The sequence below is a fragment of the Tractidigestivibacter sp. genome, from assembly GCF_050946515.1.
Lineage (GTDB): Bacteria > Actinomycetota > Coriobacteriia > Coriobacteriales > Atopobiaceae > Tractidigestivibacter.
Map to the genome: position 1 here is coordinate 227,574 of NZ_JBMNUX010000001.1, position 14,277 is coordinate 241,850.

Here is a 14,277-nt window from a genome sequence, read left to right on the forward strand (position 1 = left end):
TCTGCCACGTCAGCGTCCGTCTCCGCCAAAGAGCATGCGGAAGCCACGGCCAATAAGCCCGAATGCGGTCGCTATGCGGTTCCCGTTGCTTGCGGGCTCTTGCTTGCTCGCGACGGGAGCGGTCTTGACCTGCGTCTTTTCCGTCGGAACGACCTGACTTGGTTGCGAGCTCGTGGACTTCGCCGTGGGCGCTGAGGCAGCAGGAGGCGTGCTCGTGGTCTCTCGCTGGCTGTTCGTCACGGTTGCGACGCGCTGGGCAAGCCTCTCGACGGGGCGGGCGCGTCGCGGAGCCTGGCTCTCGGGTATCTCGAGAGGCTTTTCTTCTCTGCGAGATGCGGCCTCGCTCTCATAGTTTCTCGTCTTCGGCAGCGCCGCGAGGTAGCTCAGCTCCTCTGGGGCAAAGGGCGCAATCGTTGTGGACGGCGTCATCTTTGCAGCCGCGGACTTGCCCTCGCGCGAGCGCGCATAGGCAAGGGCGAGAAGGACTTCCTGGCTGTTCACTTCGGGCTCGCCCTCCTTGCGCTCGACCTTTTCCCAAGTGCCGTCCGAGGTCAGCTGGCGTGCCTTCACGTTGTCAGCAAGCTGCAGGTTGACGAAGGTGTTCACGATCTTGCGGCAGGTGGGGTCGAACACTGGGTAGGCAATCTCGACGCGGCGCTCGGTATTTCGCGTCATCATGTCAGCGCTCGAAAGATAGAGCGTGTCGGTGTCGGCGCCGAAAGCATAGATGCGGGCGTGCTCCAGGAAGCGTCCAACAATCTGGCGAACTACAAGGCCATCGGTCTTGCCGGGCACATTGGCCTTGATGCAGCAGATTCCGCGCACTATGAGCAGAACCTTTACGCCGGCTTCGCATGCTTCCGAGATCTTGTCGATTACGTCGCGGTCGGTGAGAGAGTTCATCTTGATGAAGACAAGCGCTGGCTGGCCAGCCTGAGCACGGCCAATCTCGCGGTCGAGGCCCTTCATGACCAGCGGCTTGAGCCCGACGGGAGCAACTCCCAGGACCTTGTAGCTGCCGCGGAGGTTTCCAAGAGAGAGGTTGCGGAAGAACACGTTGGCGTCGGCCGCGATGTCCGTATTTGCCGTCAGTAGCATGAAGTCGGAGTAGAGCTTGGCGGTCTTCTCGTTGAAGTTGCCAGTCCCAAGGCACGTGATGCGGCTGATGCCAGAGGCGTCGTGGTAGGTGATCTGGCAGATCTTGGAGTGGCACTTGAAGCCCTCGGAGCCGTAGATCACGGTGCAGCCGGCATCCTCGAGGCGCTCTGCCCACTCGATGTTGTTCTCCTCGTCAAAGCGGGCGCGCAGCTCCATCAAGACGGTGACGTCCTTGCCCGCTTCGGCCGCGTTGATCAGGCTCTCGCAGAGGTGCGAGCGCTTTGCCACGCGGTAGAGCGTGATCTTGATCGAAATGCAGTCGTCATCGGCGGAGGCCTCGCGCACCAGGTTCAGAAGCGGCGTCATGCTCTCGTAGGGGTAGGTCAAAAGGATGTCGTGGTCAAAGACCTGCTCGCGCATCGGACGACGCGAGTCGACCAAGGGAGAGAGCTGGGGCTGGAACGGCGGGAAGATGACGTCGGAGCGCGACCAGTTGGGAATCTTGTCCTCAAGCCCGTAGACATAGCCAAGGTTGAGCGGCATGTCCAAGTGGAAGACGCGTCGGCTCTCCAGCCCAAGCTGCTCGGTGATGAAGCTCTCCCACTTGTGGTTGAGTTCGCCCGAGATCTCAAGGCGCACCGGCTGAAGGCGCTGGCGCATCTTGAGGATCTTCTTCATGTGCTGGCGATAGTCCTCTTCCTCCTCGACGCCCTCGCCGTCTGGGTCGATGTCGGCGTTGCGCGTTACGCGCAGCACGGCAGACTTCTTGGGGACATAGTCGCCAAAGCAGCGGTCGAGAAACGCGCGAATCACGTCCTCGATGAGCGTGTAGCGGAAGGCGCGGCTGCCAGACGGCAGCGCAACGACGCGCTGTTCGGAGCTGGGCACCTCGATGATTCCCAGCACGCCGGACTCGGTGGGCCCGTTGAGCGTGCAGCAGACGTAGAGCCGGCCGTTCCTCAGGTTAGGGAAGGGGTGGCGCGGGTCGATTACCATCGGCGAGATGATCGGCGCAAGGTGCGCGTCGAAGTACTTGGAGAGCGCGGCGAGGTCGTCGGGCGTGTAGGAGCCAAGCGGCACACGCTGAAGCCCCTTAGGCTGCATCTCTCCCTCTACGAGCGAGAAGGCCTCGTGATAGCGCTCGAGCAGCGGCGGAAGCGCCTTGAAGATGTTGTCGAGCTGCTCGGCGGGCGTCTCGTTCGACTTGTTGTCACGCGGCTGGTTCTTGAGCGAAGACAGGTCGGAAAGACCGCCCACGCGAATCATGAACCACTCGTTGAGGTTCGAGTCAAAAATGCTGCAGAACTTGACGCGCTCGAAGAGCGGGACGCTCTCGTCGAACGACTCGTCGAGGACGCGCGAGTCAAAGCGCAGCCAGCTAATCTCTCGGTTTTGCGTGTACGAGAAGTCGCGCTTGTGCTCGCCCTTTTCCTTGTCCTTCTCTTGCTCTTTTTCCTTCTGCCCGGAAGGCGCCTCGCTGGGCTTGGACGTCGGCTCTTCCGTCTGTGGTGTGGTAAGTTCGTCTTCAGTCTTTGCCATTATGCCTACTCCTGATGGACGCAACCGTTCGCTGCTGTTGATTTTAGCAGCCGTCAGGATGACAGTAGCCGCATGGTGGAATATGGTTCATGTACGTTTTGGTTCCTTACAGATTTCTTACGTTGCGGAGGTTTTCATGGACCGCGGTCTTAACGTGCGCTCCGAGATTGGGGAGCTTCGTGTTGTCATGCTCCATCGGCCTGGCGACGAGCTTCTGAATCTTTCTCCTGACACGCTTGGCCCTTTGCTCTTTGATGACATCCCGTACCTCTCCGTTGCCCAGCAGGAGCATGACAGCTTTGCCGGAATGCTCCGCTCGGAGGGCGTTGAGGTGGTCTACCTCGATAAGCTTGTTGCCGAGGCGCTTGACGCGGAGCCAACGGCTCGCGAGAAGTTCACTGACGACTACCTTGCGCAGTGTGGGGTGGACGGCCTCGGCGTGAAGGCGGCGATCCGCGAGCGTCTCGACTCGATTCCCGACACGCTTGAGTTTGTCCGCAAGACGATCACCGGCGTCCGCGCCGACGAGCTGGACGTCGGGCGTCACGGCGCCATGTCCCTTGCCGACGTCCTCGAGAAGAACGGAGAGGACAACAGCGGCATCGTCGTCGACCCCATCCCCAACATCTACTTCACGCGCGACACGTTCTCGGTTATCGGGAGCGGCGTGAGCATGAACCGCATGAGGTCGGCCACGCGGCGCCGCGAGTCTCTCTACGGCACCTATCTCTTCCGCTACCACCCTGCCTTTAAGGGCGCCCCGCTCTGGTACAGCCCCAAATACCCCTATCACATCGAGGGCGGCGACATCCTGGTCTTGCAGGACGACCTCATTGCGGTCGGCATATCCGAGCGCACGCAGCCTGCGGCCATCGACCTTCTTGCGAAGAACCTCTTGTGGGGCAAGGTGGATTCTGGCATCCGTCGCGTCTATGCATTCTCGATCCCCCACAAGCGTTCGTTCATGCATCTGGATACCGTCTTCACGCAGGTGGACGTTGACAAGTTCACCGTACACCCAGGAATCCTGGGCCGCCTCTCGGTCTTCGAGCTCACGCGCGGCTCACGCGAAGGCGAGACGCGCATCCGCCAGATGGAAGGCTCGCTCGACAAGATTCTCGCGCACGCGCTTGGCCTTCCTGCCGTTCGGCTCATCAAGTGCGGTGGCGACGACCCAATCGCGTCAGCGCGAGAGCAGTGGAACGACGGGTCGAACACGCTCGCCGTGCGTCCGGGCACGGTCTTCGTCTACCAGCGCAATGCCGTGACCAACGACATCCTCTATAAGGAGGGCCTCACGCTGCTCGAGGTTCCCTCGGCCGAGCTCTCGCGCGGCCGTGGCGGCCCCCACTGCATGAGCATGGCGTTCTTGAGAGATGCCGTGGAATGAGCAGCTGCAGGGCGGTCGCGCTTCTCGCTCGGCTAAACTAGCTTTTTGCGACTCTTTCCTCGAGCCGCTCGCTAGACATGCCAAGTGAGAGGATGACCTATGGCCGTTGACCTTTCTGGACGCAACTTCCTGAAGCTTCTCGACTTTACGCCCGACGAGATTCGCTACCTGCTTGACCTCGCCGCCGACCTCAAGGCGAAGAAGCACGCAGGCGAGCCGCATCGCTACCTTGAGGGCAAGAACATCGTGCTTCTCTTTGAGAAGACCTCCACGCGCACGCGCTGCTCGTTTGAGGTTGCCGGCCATGACTTGGGCATGAACGTCACCTACCTTGACCCCAAGAGCTCGCAGATGGGCAAGAAGGAGTCCATCGAGGACACCGCTCGCGTGCTTGGGCGCATGTTCGACGGCATCGAGTATCGCGGATATGGCCAGGACATCGTCCAGACGCTCGCCGACTATGCCGGCGTGCCCGTCTGGAACGGCCTTACCAACGAGTTCCACCCCACGCAGATGCTTGCTGACATCCTGACCATGCGCGAGGAGTTTGGCTCCGACCTCAAGGGTCGCAAGCTCACGTTCTTTGGCGACGCGGGAAACAATGTAGGCAACTCCCTCATGGTCGTGTGCGCCAAGCTCGGCATCGACTTCGCCGCCTGCGGTCCGGCCGAGCAGATGCCCTCCGCAGAGCTCGTCGAGACCTGCCGCAAGATTGCCGACGAGAACGGCTCGACGATCACGCTCACCGAGGACGTCGAGGAGGGGGCCAAGGGCGCGTCGGTCATCTACACCGACATCTGGCTCTCCATGGGCGAGCCCGACGAGCTGTGGGCTAAGCGCATCAAGCTGCTCTCGCCTTATCAGGTGAACGCCGACGTGATGGCCAATGCCGCTCCTGATGCCATCTTCATGCACTGCCTGCCGAGCTTCCACGACCGCCACACCACCATTGGCGAGGACATCTACCAGAAGTTTGGCCTGCCCGAGATGGAGGTCACCAACGAGGTCTTCGAGGGACCGCGCTCGCGCGTCTTCGACGAGGCAGAGAACCGCATGCACACGATCAAGGCTGTCATGTACGCAACCCTGAAGTAGCGCTTGCGCTAGCTGGCTTGGTGCAAAAGCGGCGCCCGCCTTCCCGAGCAAAGTGTGGGAGGGTGGGCGCCGAAGCTTAGGTCAAGAAATTGCGCGAACCATTCCGAATCAGTAGTTGTCTTGCGCCTCGAACGCCTCGTCGAACGACTCGTAGAACACGGGGTAATCGGTCTCCGAGGAAGGGACGAGCTCGCGATTGCCTTCCTCGCCGTCGACCTCAAACTCGAGGACATCGCTCCCGATGACGCCGTCCTCGCCCTGGGCATCCGTTATGTAGATGACGCCGTCCTGCTCGCTCCAGACGACATTCATGGAGCTTTCTACGGCAGCGAGGTCGCTTTCTGTAAGCGGCGTGCCATCGCTATAGGCAAGCCCCATCGTTCCGGTTCCGTCGCTTTCCAAGACAAAGACGTAGCCAAAGTAATCGTCGTAGCGCTCATCCTCGGGAACGTCGGAGCCCGTGTTATCAAAGTGGGCGAGCCCGTAATAGGTGCCCATTGCCGTGCGCTCGCCGCTTTCTGGAAGGGTCGTTGTGCCTTGCGGATAGCCCTCGTTGTCAAAATACTGCTGCTCTTGATTGGTTATCAAGTCGAAGCTGTCATAGCCTCCGAGGCTGCCTGACATCGCCTGTCCGACAATTGTTACGAGAATCGAGTAGATCGAGTAGGCCAAAATGGCCGAAAGAACAATCGCGACGATGCCAAAGATAAGGCCGACGTGCGTGGTATTGGCTCGCGCCAGGGCCTCGGGGACCTTTTTGTAGTCGGGACCCATGTTATGAGGAAACGGCGGAAGCTCCGAGACGTTCTTGAGGGGCTCCTGAGGGCCATGGCTTGCCTGCTCCTCTGCATCTTGCCGATACTCATAGACGACGGGGGCGGGAGCGGTGGCGCTTGGGCTCGCGGAACTTTGGGGACTGCTCGAGCCGTCCTGCGCGCTGAGGTAATGCCCACAGACCGGGCAGCGTGTGCTTCCGTCGGGTAGGGTGGCTCCGCAATTAGGGCACAGCATGGGTCCTCCTTACAATATCTGGACCTTTATGGAGCGAGGCCCCTTCTTGGAGCCTCGCCACGCTCTTCGACGTTACGTGAAAGTTTAATAGACCATGCCCATCGCTTCGCGCACTTCTCCCAAAGTTTGCTGAGCGATGACATTCGCGCGCTCGTTTCCTTGATGAAGGACGTCCCAGATGTAGTCAGGGTCCTGCAAGAGCTCCTCGCGCCGGGCGCGGATTGGGGCAAAGTAGCTGTTCACGGATTCGGTCACATAGCGCTTGAGCTGTCCGGCCCCGCCCATGCCAATCTCGTCTGCAATCTCCTTTGGGTCGCGGCCGGTGCAGATGCCCGCGGTCGTGAGAAGCGCGGACACGCCGGGGCGGTTCTCGGGGTCGAACGTGATGTTGCGCTCGGAGTCGGTCTTTGACTTCTTGATGAGCTTGGCGGTCTCTTCGGCAGTCATCGAAAGCGAGATGGCATTGCCGTAGGACTTGCTCATCTTGCGCCCGTCAAGGCCGGGAAGCAGCGGCGTCGAGGTCAGAAGCCCCGTGACCTCGGGGAACACCGGCGCATAGCGCTCGTTGAAGCGGCGGGCGATCTTCGAGGTTATCTCGATGTGAGGAAGCTGGTCACGGCCTACGGGCACGATGTTGCCCTTGCAGAAGAGGATGTCACATGCCTGATGCACCGGATAGGTCAGAAGAAGCCCGGTCAGCGCATGGCCAGAGGCTTCCTGCTCGGCCTTGACGGTGGGATTGCGCTCCATCTCGGCCTCGGTCACAAGCGAGAGGAAAGGCAGCATGAGCTGGTTCTCTGCAGGGACGGCAGAGTGGGTGAAGATCATGGTCTTCTCGGGGTCAATGCCGCAGGCCATGTAGTCGACGACCATGTTGAAGACGTTGTCGCGGATGTGCTCGGTGGTGTCTCGGTCGGTGATGACCTGGTAGTCTGCAATAACGATGTTCGTCCTTATTCCCATGTCCTGAAGGCGAACGCGCTCGCGCAGCGTGCCAAAGTAGTGGCCAAGATGGAGTCGGCCGGTGGGCCTATCGCCAGTAAGCATGGTGTATTTTTCAGGATGGACGGTAAGGTCCGCCTGGACTGAGTCACTCTTCTTCAGTGCTGCCTCGTAGCTTCCCTCGTTTGGCATATAAAATCTCCTGACTAGCTCATCTTGCAAAGACAACGCTCAATATCTTACGGCAAAAGCTGCCAACATCTGGCGTCTTTGAAGGTTACTTGGTGTCATCTTGGCTGCTCTGTGAATTTTTGGTCCAGTATGGCCTACAGTATCAATAGTTGACACAGAGGGGAGGACGTATGGCCAGCTCTACAGGAACTGACGCTGGGAAGACCGCCCTCCGTGCCGAGTATGCGCAGCTCCGTCAGGCAATCGCAAACGCTCGTAAACTCTCTGCCTATGCCAACGACTCACGGGGGAAGACTGCGAAAGCGCAGGTCAGCGCTGACGCTCAGATCTTGGCAAACCTTTGCTCGATGGATGTGTGGAAGCGCGCCCAGCTCGTTCTCACCTATGTGTCTCACAACGGTGAAGTCGACACGCACGCCATAATGAGAAGGGCGTGGGGAGAGGGAAAGCGCGTGGCCGTCCCTTGGTACAGCCCCAAGCTGCGGACTATCCAGTTCTTTTGCGTGAAGTCATTCGACGAGCTTGGCCCCGGCTTCCATGGGCATCTTGAGCCCCTGTATCACGGCACGGCACCTCTTGGCCCAGTGCAGCTCGTAGGGTCAATTTGCCTCGTTCCGGGCCTTGTCTTTGATGGCTATGGAAACAGGATTGGGGACGGTGGGGGAGTGTACGACGGCTTCCTCGCCTTCTACCCCGGCCATAAGGTGGGGCTTGCCCATTCGATGCAGATCTCGTGCAACGTGCTCCCGCATGACAGTCAAGACATTCCCGTTGACTTCTTGGTCAGCGATGCCGGCGTCTGGACCTGCGGCCTGGACCATTGACCGCAAGACCTCAGCTATTGAGACAACGATGAAGGCGGGATGCCCCGGAAGTCGTCGCTGCCCGCGGGGCAACTGTCTTGCCAAGCCATTGAAGGCGTCCGTGACGGGGCCTTCTTAGTCAGCGGCGCCCTTCTCGGCGTTTGACGAGTGCTCCTCCAGATAGTCCCAGAGGTCGCGAATTGCGCAGCGATAGCCGTCAAGGCCCTTCCCGATCTCGGTTTTGAAGCAGGCTGCGCGGATGTAGGAGACCTGCCTGAACTCCTCTCGCTCGTCCACCTTTGAGATGTGGACCTCTACGCAAGGAAGCGCCACGGCCTTCACGGCGTCGAGGATGGCGACAGAGGTGTGCGTGTAGGCAGCCGGGTTTATCACGATCCCGTCGAAGTCCTCGTAGGCAGACTGTATCGCGTCGACAAGATCGCCCTCATGATTCGACTGAAAGCAGCGGCAGTCGGCGAAGCCAACCTCGCGTGCGGTCTCTTTGCAAATCTGGACGAGGTCGTCATAGGTTTTGCGCCCGTAGATGGCGGGCTCGCGGACGCCAAGCATGTTGATGTTGGGTCCATTGATGACCAGAACGCGGCGGCCCCCGTCTCCTTCAACCCTAAAGTCGTCGTCAAAGTCGGGGTCTTCCTCTTCCTCGCTCCTCTCAAGCAGGGAAACGAGGTCGTCGACATCCGACGAATCGCCTTCCGTCGCCTTCTTTGCAGCCCGCTCGTCCGCCTCTTCCGCGCGGCGCTCCATCGCATGCCGCCTGAGCACTGATGGGGTAGGAGCGTGCCCAGAAATCTGCACGCGAATGGGAGAAGAGCTCTCGGAGCTTACGCCCAGGAAGGGGGAGATGTTGGCCTCTATGCCTGTCAGGCTTTCCAGAGACTCATAGACGCTCTTTACAGACCCCGGCCCAAAGACGATTTCGATGCCATTGGTTCCACGGCGGGCATACCCAAGCACCCCTGGAATGCAGTCGATTCGCTCGGTGTCAATCAAACTGGGATGCGCCGTCATGATGCGCAGGCGAGTCATGCAGAGGTCGTTTGCCGTTACGTTGTCCTTTCCGCCGACTGCTTCTAGCACTAGGCGAGCAACTTCTGTATCAGTCATATGCGCGATCCCTTTCCCAGCCGTCGAGAATCGCGAGAAGAAGCCCCGACTTCATTCGTTTTCGGCAGATGCTCAACGATATGGTCTCTTTGCTGTGCAAGTATACGGGCAGCCCGCGCCGCTGCGCCCGATGCCCACCAATGGTTCCGCAGGCGTTTCGAAAAAGAGGTTCTGCGGGTGAATTGCGCTGGTCAACGGTAGCCAGCTAGCCATTGATCAGCGACAGGATGGCCTTCGCGTCGCCCATCGATGAGCCAGTGGTTGGCAAGACGAAATCGGCCCAGCTACGGTAGGCTCCCATGCGTTCCTTTGCAAGCGTCTCGATGCCACGCTTTGCAGAGAGTGGGCGGCCGGCGGGGCTTAGCTCGTCGAGTGGCCTGTCAAGCATGACGATCGTCCCGTTTTGGTGCAAAAGCGGGTAGTTCTCGGGTCGTGTGACGACGCCCCCGCCGCACGCAATCACAAGTCCGGATTGGGCTGCGTAGCTTCCCGTGATGTCCGTTTCTATTGCGCGGAAGGCGTCTTCGCCTTGGGCCATGATGATGTCCGCCGCGCTTGAGCCCATCTTTGCGGCAATGGCGTCGTCGATATCAACGAACGGCCTTCCCATGAGGCGCGCGAGCCGCTTGCCCGTAGAGGTCTTCCCGCTACCGGGCATGCCTATCAGGATGACGTTAGCCGATTCGGCTGCGATGGCGCTCTCAATGGTCTCGACCAAAGACTGGTCGAGCTCCTTGTCTTGGAAAAGCTCGCTCGAGAAGAACGCTTGCGCGACGAGCATTGACAGACCGCTCGCAAAGGGGAGCCCTTGGCGCTCTGCGGCAAGGCAGAGCCCGGTCCTCGTTGGGTTGTAGACGACGTCAAGCACTCCCTTTAGAGAGCGTTGGGCGAGCTTTCCAAGCGTCGAGTCGTCTAGCGGCGAGGCGGGGCAGTTGGGAAACATTCCGACAGGGGTCGCGTTTACCACGAGGACCGCTTCGGCATGGCGTTCGAGCAGATTCTCGTAGGTGTCTGGCCCCTTCCTCGAGATGACCGCCGGGCGGGCGCCGGCGTCCTTGAGGGCGGCGACGACCGCCTTGGACGCGCCCCCGCTTCCTAGCACGAGCGCCTCCTTGCCGGAAAGCAGCGTCGAGGCAGCTTGGCCAAGCTCACGCTGGCAGAAGCGCCCCAGCATCCACGAGAAGCCCAAGACATCGGTGTTGTCAGCCAATATGGTTCCGTCGGCTCGCCTAACCAGAGTGTTTGCTGCCCCCATCCGCTCCACGCGAGAAGTGCGCGCATCAGCCAGGCGTGCTGCATCAAGCTTGTAGGGAATCGTCACGTTGATGCCCTGCCACGAGCCATGGCGGATGAAATTCTCCACGTCTTCGGGCTCTCGCTCGAAAAGCTCGTAGGGGACGCTTCCCAGCATTGTATGGATCTTGGGCGACCAGCTATGCCCAAGAGTCCTGCCGAGCAGCCCATATGGCGCGCACTTCTTGGTCATGCTAGACGGCCTCCGTGTAGCTTCCCAGGTAGCGGTACTCCTCGCATGCGTCGCCTATGCTGGCCATGAGCGTTCGGAACTCAGGTGCCGCCACGGGGCAGTCGATGTCGAAGTAGAACATGAACTCAAAGTCGCGCCCAGGGATGGGGCGGCTTTCCAGCTTGATGATGTTGATGTCGAGCACGTAGAACTTTGAGAGCACGCGATAAAGTGCCCCGGGCTCGTGGTTCACGACGATCATGAGCGACGTGCGGTTGGCGCCAGGGTAGATCTCGAGGTCCTTTGAGATGCATGCGAAGCGCGTGTAGTTGTCATCGCGATCTTGGACGTCGCGCATCAGGACGCTCAAACCGTAGAGCTGAGCGCAGGCGCGGCTGGAAAGGGCGCCGATGTCGGTACGGTCGCTCTGCGCCACGAGCTTTGCGGCCATGGCTGTGTTCTCGCAGACGTGGGTTTTGATCCCCCGCCTTTCCAAGAACTCGGCGCACTGGTTGATTGCCTGCTCGTGGCTGTAGACCTCGCGGATGTCCTCCGCCTTGGCGCCGGGCTTCCCCAGCAGGTTGTGGTCAATCTTGACGCGGGTGGTGCGAACGACGTGAAAGTTATGCTCCATCATGAGGTCGTAGACCTTGTTGACCGAGCCAGCCGTCGAGTTCTCTATAGGCAGCACGCCATAGCGCGAGAAGCCCGTCTCCACGGCGCGGAACACCGCCTCGAACGATTCGAAATAGCTGATGTTGGGATGCTTGAAGATGCGCTCGGCGGCAAACTGCGAGTAGGCGCCCTCGACGCCCTGGCAGGCAACGTAGGCGTCGCGCGGAAAGAGCTCGGGCGTGCTCGCGACCGCCGCGTCGATGGCGGCAAGGTCGCTGGCCCCCTCCTCATTGGGCTGCTTCGCCCCTTGGCGCTCGCGAGAGGCCTCCATCAGAAGCTGGAAGAGCACCTCTGTGTAGGTGCGCAGGTCATCGGGGACGCTCTGGGCGATGTCTGAAAGGTGCTGCCGCTCGCGACCGCGATCAAGGATGGGCAGGTTGTGCGCGGCCTTGTAGGCGCCAACTTTGTCCGCGCATTCCATGCGCTGCTCGAAGAGCTCCACGATACCCTTGTCGATGCTGTCAATCTCTGCCCTGACTGAGCTGAGGTCTTCCATGTTCGTTCCTCCTTGATGCTATTCGGCGGGATAGGTGAGAAGTGCGTCGAGAAGCACGCAGGCGCATACCGCTTCGACGACGGGGACGGCACGCGTGGCGACGCAGGGGTCGTGACGGCCGTGGACGATGAGCTTCGCGTCTGTCTTGTCAACAAGGTCTACGGAGTCCTGCTCCTGAGATATGGACGACGTCGGCTTGAAGGCGCAGCGGACAAGAATCGGGGCTCCCGTGGTGATGCCCCCCAAAATTCCGCCCGCGTTGTTCGTGCGGGGGCAGACGACGCCGTCACGCATCTCGTAGGGGTCGTTGTTCTCGCTTCCCCTCAGCGCAGAGGAGCCAAAGCCCCGTCCGAACTCGACTCCCTTTACCGCGGGGATGCCAAAGAGCGCTCTGGCCATCATGTTCTCGATGCCGTCAAACATGGGGGAGCCCGTGCCTGCCGGCATGCCCGTGGCAACGCATTCCACGACGCCGCCCACGGAGTCGAGCGAGCGCCGCGCGTCGTCAATCTCTGCAAGCATTCGGTCCCCGGCGTCTGCGCTTACTGTGGGGAACTCGCGAGAGCTGGCCAGGGCGTCTAGCTGGCTTGCGAGGTGCGCTTGGGCCTTGGGCGAGTTGTCAAGCGCGTCAAAGGGCTCGTCGGCAACGTTTGCGACAGAGGCAAGATGGGCGCCAATGCGAACGCCGCGATTCTCGAGCGCCTGGAGGGCGATTCCTCCGGCAAGGCAGAGTGGGGCTGTCAGCCTGCCCGAGAAGTGCCCGCCTCCGGGAACGTCCTGGTTACCATGCCACTTTGCCCAAGCCGTATAGTCGGCATGGCCAGGGCGCGGCACTCTGAGGAGGTTGTCATAGTCTGACGAGCGCGTGTTGGTGTTCTCTATCACTGCGGCGAGCGGCGCCCCGCAGGTGGCGCCGCTTGTGTTGAGCCCGCTCACGATGCGCGGGACGTCGGCTTCTTTTCGAGGCGTGGTCCAGCTTCCCTGCCCGGGGGCACGGCGAGCCATGAACTTGGAGAGGCGCTCCATGTCGATGGCAAGGCCGGACGGCAGCCCTTCTACGACGCACCCGATGGCGGGAGAGTGCGACTGCCCGAAGACGGTCACGCGCAGTGTGTTTCCAAAGCTCGAAGGCACCCTAGCCCTCCTTTGCCTGTCCTCCGAGAGACCTGAAGTCCTCGAAGAATCTGGGATATGACTTAGCCACGCATTCGGCGTCGCGAATGGTCGTCGGTCCCGTTGCGTACGCGGCGGCGATAGCAGCCATCATCGCGATGCGATGGTCATTCGCCGCGTCGACCGTTCCGCCTGAGAGGCGTCTGCCGCAGATCACGAGCGAGTCGCTGTCAATGGAGACGTCGGAGCCCATAGCCGAGAGCGCGGCCGTGATGGACTCGAGGCGGTCGGACTCTTTGAGGCGCAGCCTGCCGGCATTCGCGATGCGAGTGGTGCCGCTCGAGTAGGCGGCCACCGCCGCAAGCGGCGCTGCGAGGTCGGGGATTTCGGACACGTCGATCGTGCGGCCGCTGAGCTTGTCGTGCTGCGCCGAGGCCTTGCGCGCACCGCGGCCAACGCGCGCTCCAAGCGCTGCCAGGCAGGCGAGGATAGCGCGGTCGCCCTGCGCGCTTTGGGTGTCAAGTCCCGTTACGACGACGTATCCTCCGATGGCGCCCGAGGCGAGCCAGAAGGCGGCGTTTGACCAGTCGCCCTCGACGCTGACCGTTCCTGGAGAAGCGATTCCGTCGCCAGGCGTCACGGTATACACGGCCGAGTGGATGCCATCAATAGTCTCAGAAGAAACGCCCACGTGAATGCCAAAGGCCTCCAGTGCCTTTACGGTCATGTCGATGTATGAGCGGGACTCCACGGGCTCGCTCACCACAACTTCTATTGGGGAGGAGAGAAGCGGCGCGGCCATCAGCAGCCCACTCGTAAATTGCGAAGAGACGTTTCCGGGGAGCACGAAGCGCCCCGGCCTCAGCCTACCCTCTACGCTCAGTGGGAAGACGCCCTGCTCGCTCAGCTTGGCCCCATGGTCCTCTAGCTGCTCGAAGAGCGGTGATAGGGGGCGCTTTGAGAGCCTCCCATGACCGGTGAGCTTGGCGTCGCAGCCGAGCGCCGCGCAAAGGGGGAGCATGAACCTGAGCGTAGAGCCTGACTCGCCGCAGTCGAGAAGCGCGTGCTTATGCGGCTGGAGGATGTTGTCCGACTCAGAGGTCCCGGGTATGGGGACCACGCGAAAGCCAAGCTTGGTCTTGGCGACGCGCGCGCCGAGCGCCTCCAGGCAGCGGACCGTGGCGTCGATGTCGAGCGACGTTGTGTTGCAGTTGATGTTGGTGATGCCAGGGGAGATGGCTGACAAGATCAAGAGCCGATGCGCCATCGACTTTGAGGCAATGGCGGGAACGACTCCCTCAAGCTTGTGGGGTGTGATGGTGACGTCCATGCG

11 protein-coding genes are annotated in these 14,277 nt (G+C 61.0%); 3 read left to right on the forward strand and 8 right to left on the reverse strand.

Annotated features, from left to right (window positions below; translation table 11 throughout):
• Window positions 1-9: 9 nt before the first annotated feature.
• Complete coding sequence (gene ppk1 / locus ACOYJL_RS00955) at window positions 10-2,637, reverse strand: polyphosphate kinase 1 (protein ID WP_433568323.1); 2,628 nt, start codon at window positions 2,635-2,637, stop codon at window positions 10-12.
• A 136-nt stretch (window positions 2,638-2,773) separates the two neighbouring features.
• On the opposite strand from ppk1, the gene ACOYJL_RS00960 reads away from it, so the two are divergent.
• Together ACOYJL_RS00960 and argF are read left to right on the forward strand one after the other, a co-directional pair.
• The gene (locus tag ACOYJL_RS00960; protein WP_433568324.1) at window positions 2,774-4,027 is read left to right on the forward strand and encodes an arginine deiminase; all 1,254 of its coding nucleotides are present in this window, start codon (window positions 2,774-2,776) and stop codon (window positions 4,025-4,027) included.
• Window positions 4,028-4,126: 99 nt separating this feature from the next.
• Window positions 4,127-5,122, forward strand: coding sequence for an ornithine carbamoyltransferase (gene argF, locus ACOYJL_RS00965; protein ID WP_433568325.1), 996 nt, complete (start codon window positions 4,127-4,129; stop codon window positions 5,120-5,122).
• 108 nt (window positions 5,123-5,230) lie between these two features.
• Here the strand turns inward: argF and ACOYJL_RS00970 are convergent, their stop codons facing one another.
• On the reverse strand, window positions 5,231-6,133 hold the full coding sequence (locus ACOYJL_RS00970; protein WP_433568326.1) for a zinc ribbon domain-containing protein: 903 nt from the start codon (window positions 6,131-6,133) through the stop codon (window positions 5,231-5,233).
• A gap of 84 nt (window positions 6,134-6,217) precedes the next feature.
• Window positions 6,218-7,267 carry a tryptophan--tRNA ligase gene (gene trpS / locus ACOYJL_RS00975; protein ID WP_433568327.1) on the reverse strand — a complete coding sequence of 350 codons (1,050 nt, stop codon included), beginning with the start codon at window positions 7,265-7,267 and terminating at the stop codon, window positions 6,218-6,220.
• A 170-nt stretch (window positions 7,268-7,437) separates the two neighbouring features.
• On the opposite strand from trpS, the gene ACOYJL_RS00980 reads away from it, so the two are divergent.
• Complete coding sequence (locus ACOYJL_RS00980; protein WP_433568328.1) at window positions 7,438-8,091, forward strand: 5-formyltetrahydrofolate cyclo-ligase; 654 nt, start codon at window positions 7,438-7,440, stop codon at window positions 8,089-8,091.
• 114 nt (window positions 8,092-8,205) lie between these two features.
• Here the strand turns inward: ACOYJL_RS00980 and aroQ are convergent, their stop codons facing one another.
• The 5 genes from aroQ to aroA form a co-directional block, all read right to left on the reverse strand.
• Window positions 8,206-9,195, reverse strand: coding sequence for a type II 3-dehydroquinate dehydratase (gene aroQ / locus ACOYJL_RS00985; RefSeq protein WP_433568329.1), 990 nt, complete (start codon window positions 9,193-9,195; stop codon window positions 8,206-8,208).
• 205 nt (window positions 9,196-9,400) lie between these two features.
• On the reverse strand, window positions 9,401-10,681 hold the full coding sequence (locus ACOYJL_RS00990; protein ID WP_433568330.1) for a shikimate kinase: 1,281 nt from the start codon (window positions 10,679-10,681) through the stop codon (window positions 9,401-9,403).
• 1 nt (window position 10,682) lies between these two features.
• Window positions 10,683-11,831, reverse strand: coding sequence for a bifunctional chorismate mutase/prephenate dehydratase (locus ACOYJL_RS00995; RefSeq protein ID WP_433568331.1), 1,149 nt, complete (start codon window positions 11,829-11,831; stop codon window positions 10,683-10,685).
• 18 nt (window positions 11,832-11,849) lie between these two features.
• The gene (aroC, locus tag ACOYJL_RS01000) at window positions 11,850-12,965 is read right to left on the reverse strand and encodes a chorismate synthase (protein WP_433568332.1); all 1,116 of its coding nucleotides are present in this window, start codon (window positions 12,963-12,965) and stop codon (window positions 11,850-11,852) included.
• Window position 12,966: 1 nt separating this feature from the next.
• Window positions 12,967-14,274, reverse strand: coding sequence for a 3-phosphoshikimate 1-carboxyvinyltransferase (aroA, locus tag ACOYJL_RS01005; RefSeq protein ID WP_433568333.1), 1,308 nt, complete (start codon window positions 14,272-14,274; stop codon window positions 12,967-12,969).
• Window positions 14,275-14,277 lie beyond the last annotated feature (3 nt).

Coding starts and splice junctions, on each gene's coding strand:
- ppk1 (WP_433568323.1), bottom strand. CDS start 2,637: ATGGCAAAGACTGAAGACGAACTTACCACACCACAGACGGAAGAGCCG.
- ACOYJL_RS00960 (WP_433568324.1), top strand. CDS start 2,774: ATGGACCGCGGTCTTAACGTGCGCTCCGAGATTGGGGAGCTTCGTGTT.
- argF (WP_433568325.1), top strand. CDS start 4,127: ATGGCCGTTGACCTTTCTGGACGCAACTTCCTGAAGCTTCTCGACTTT.
- ACOYJL_RS00970 (WP_433568326.1), bottom strand. CDS start 6,133: ATGCTGTGCCCTAATTGCGGAGCCACCCTACCCGACGGAAGCACACGC.
- trpS (WP_433568327.1), bottom strand. CDS start 7,267: ATGCCAAACGAGGGAAGCTACGAGGCAGCACTGAAGAAGAGTGACTCA.
- ACOYJL_RS00980 (WP_433568328.1), top strand. CDS start 7,438: ATGGCCAGCTCTACAGGAACTGACGCTGGGAAGACCGCCCTCCGTGCC.
- aroQ (WP_433568329.1), bottom strand. CDS start 9,195: ATGACTGATACAGAAGTTGCTCGCCTAGTGCTAGAAGCAGTCGGCGGA.
- ACOYJL_RS00990 (WP_433568330.1), bottom strand. CDS start 10,681: ATGACCAAGAAGTGCGCGCCATATGGGCTGCTCGGCAGGACTCTTGGG.
- ACOYJL_RS00995 (WP_433568331.1), bottom strand. CDS start 11,831: ATGGAAGACCTCAGCTCAGTCAGGGCAGAGATTGACAGCATCGACAAG.
- aroA (WP_433568333.1), bottom strand. CDS start 14,274: ATGGACGTCACCATCACACCCCACAAGCTTGAGGGAGTCGTTCCCGCC.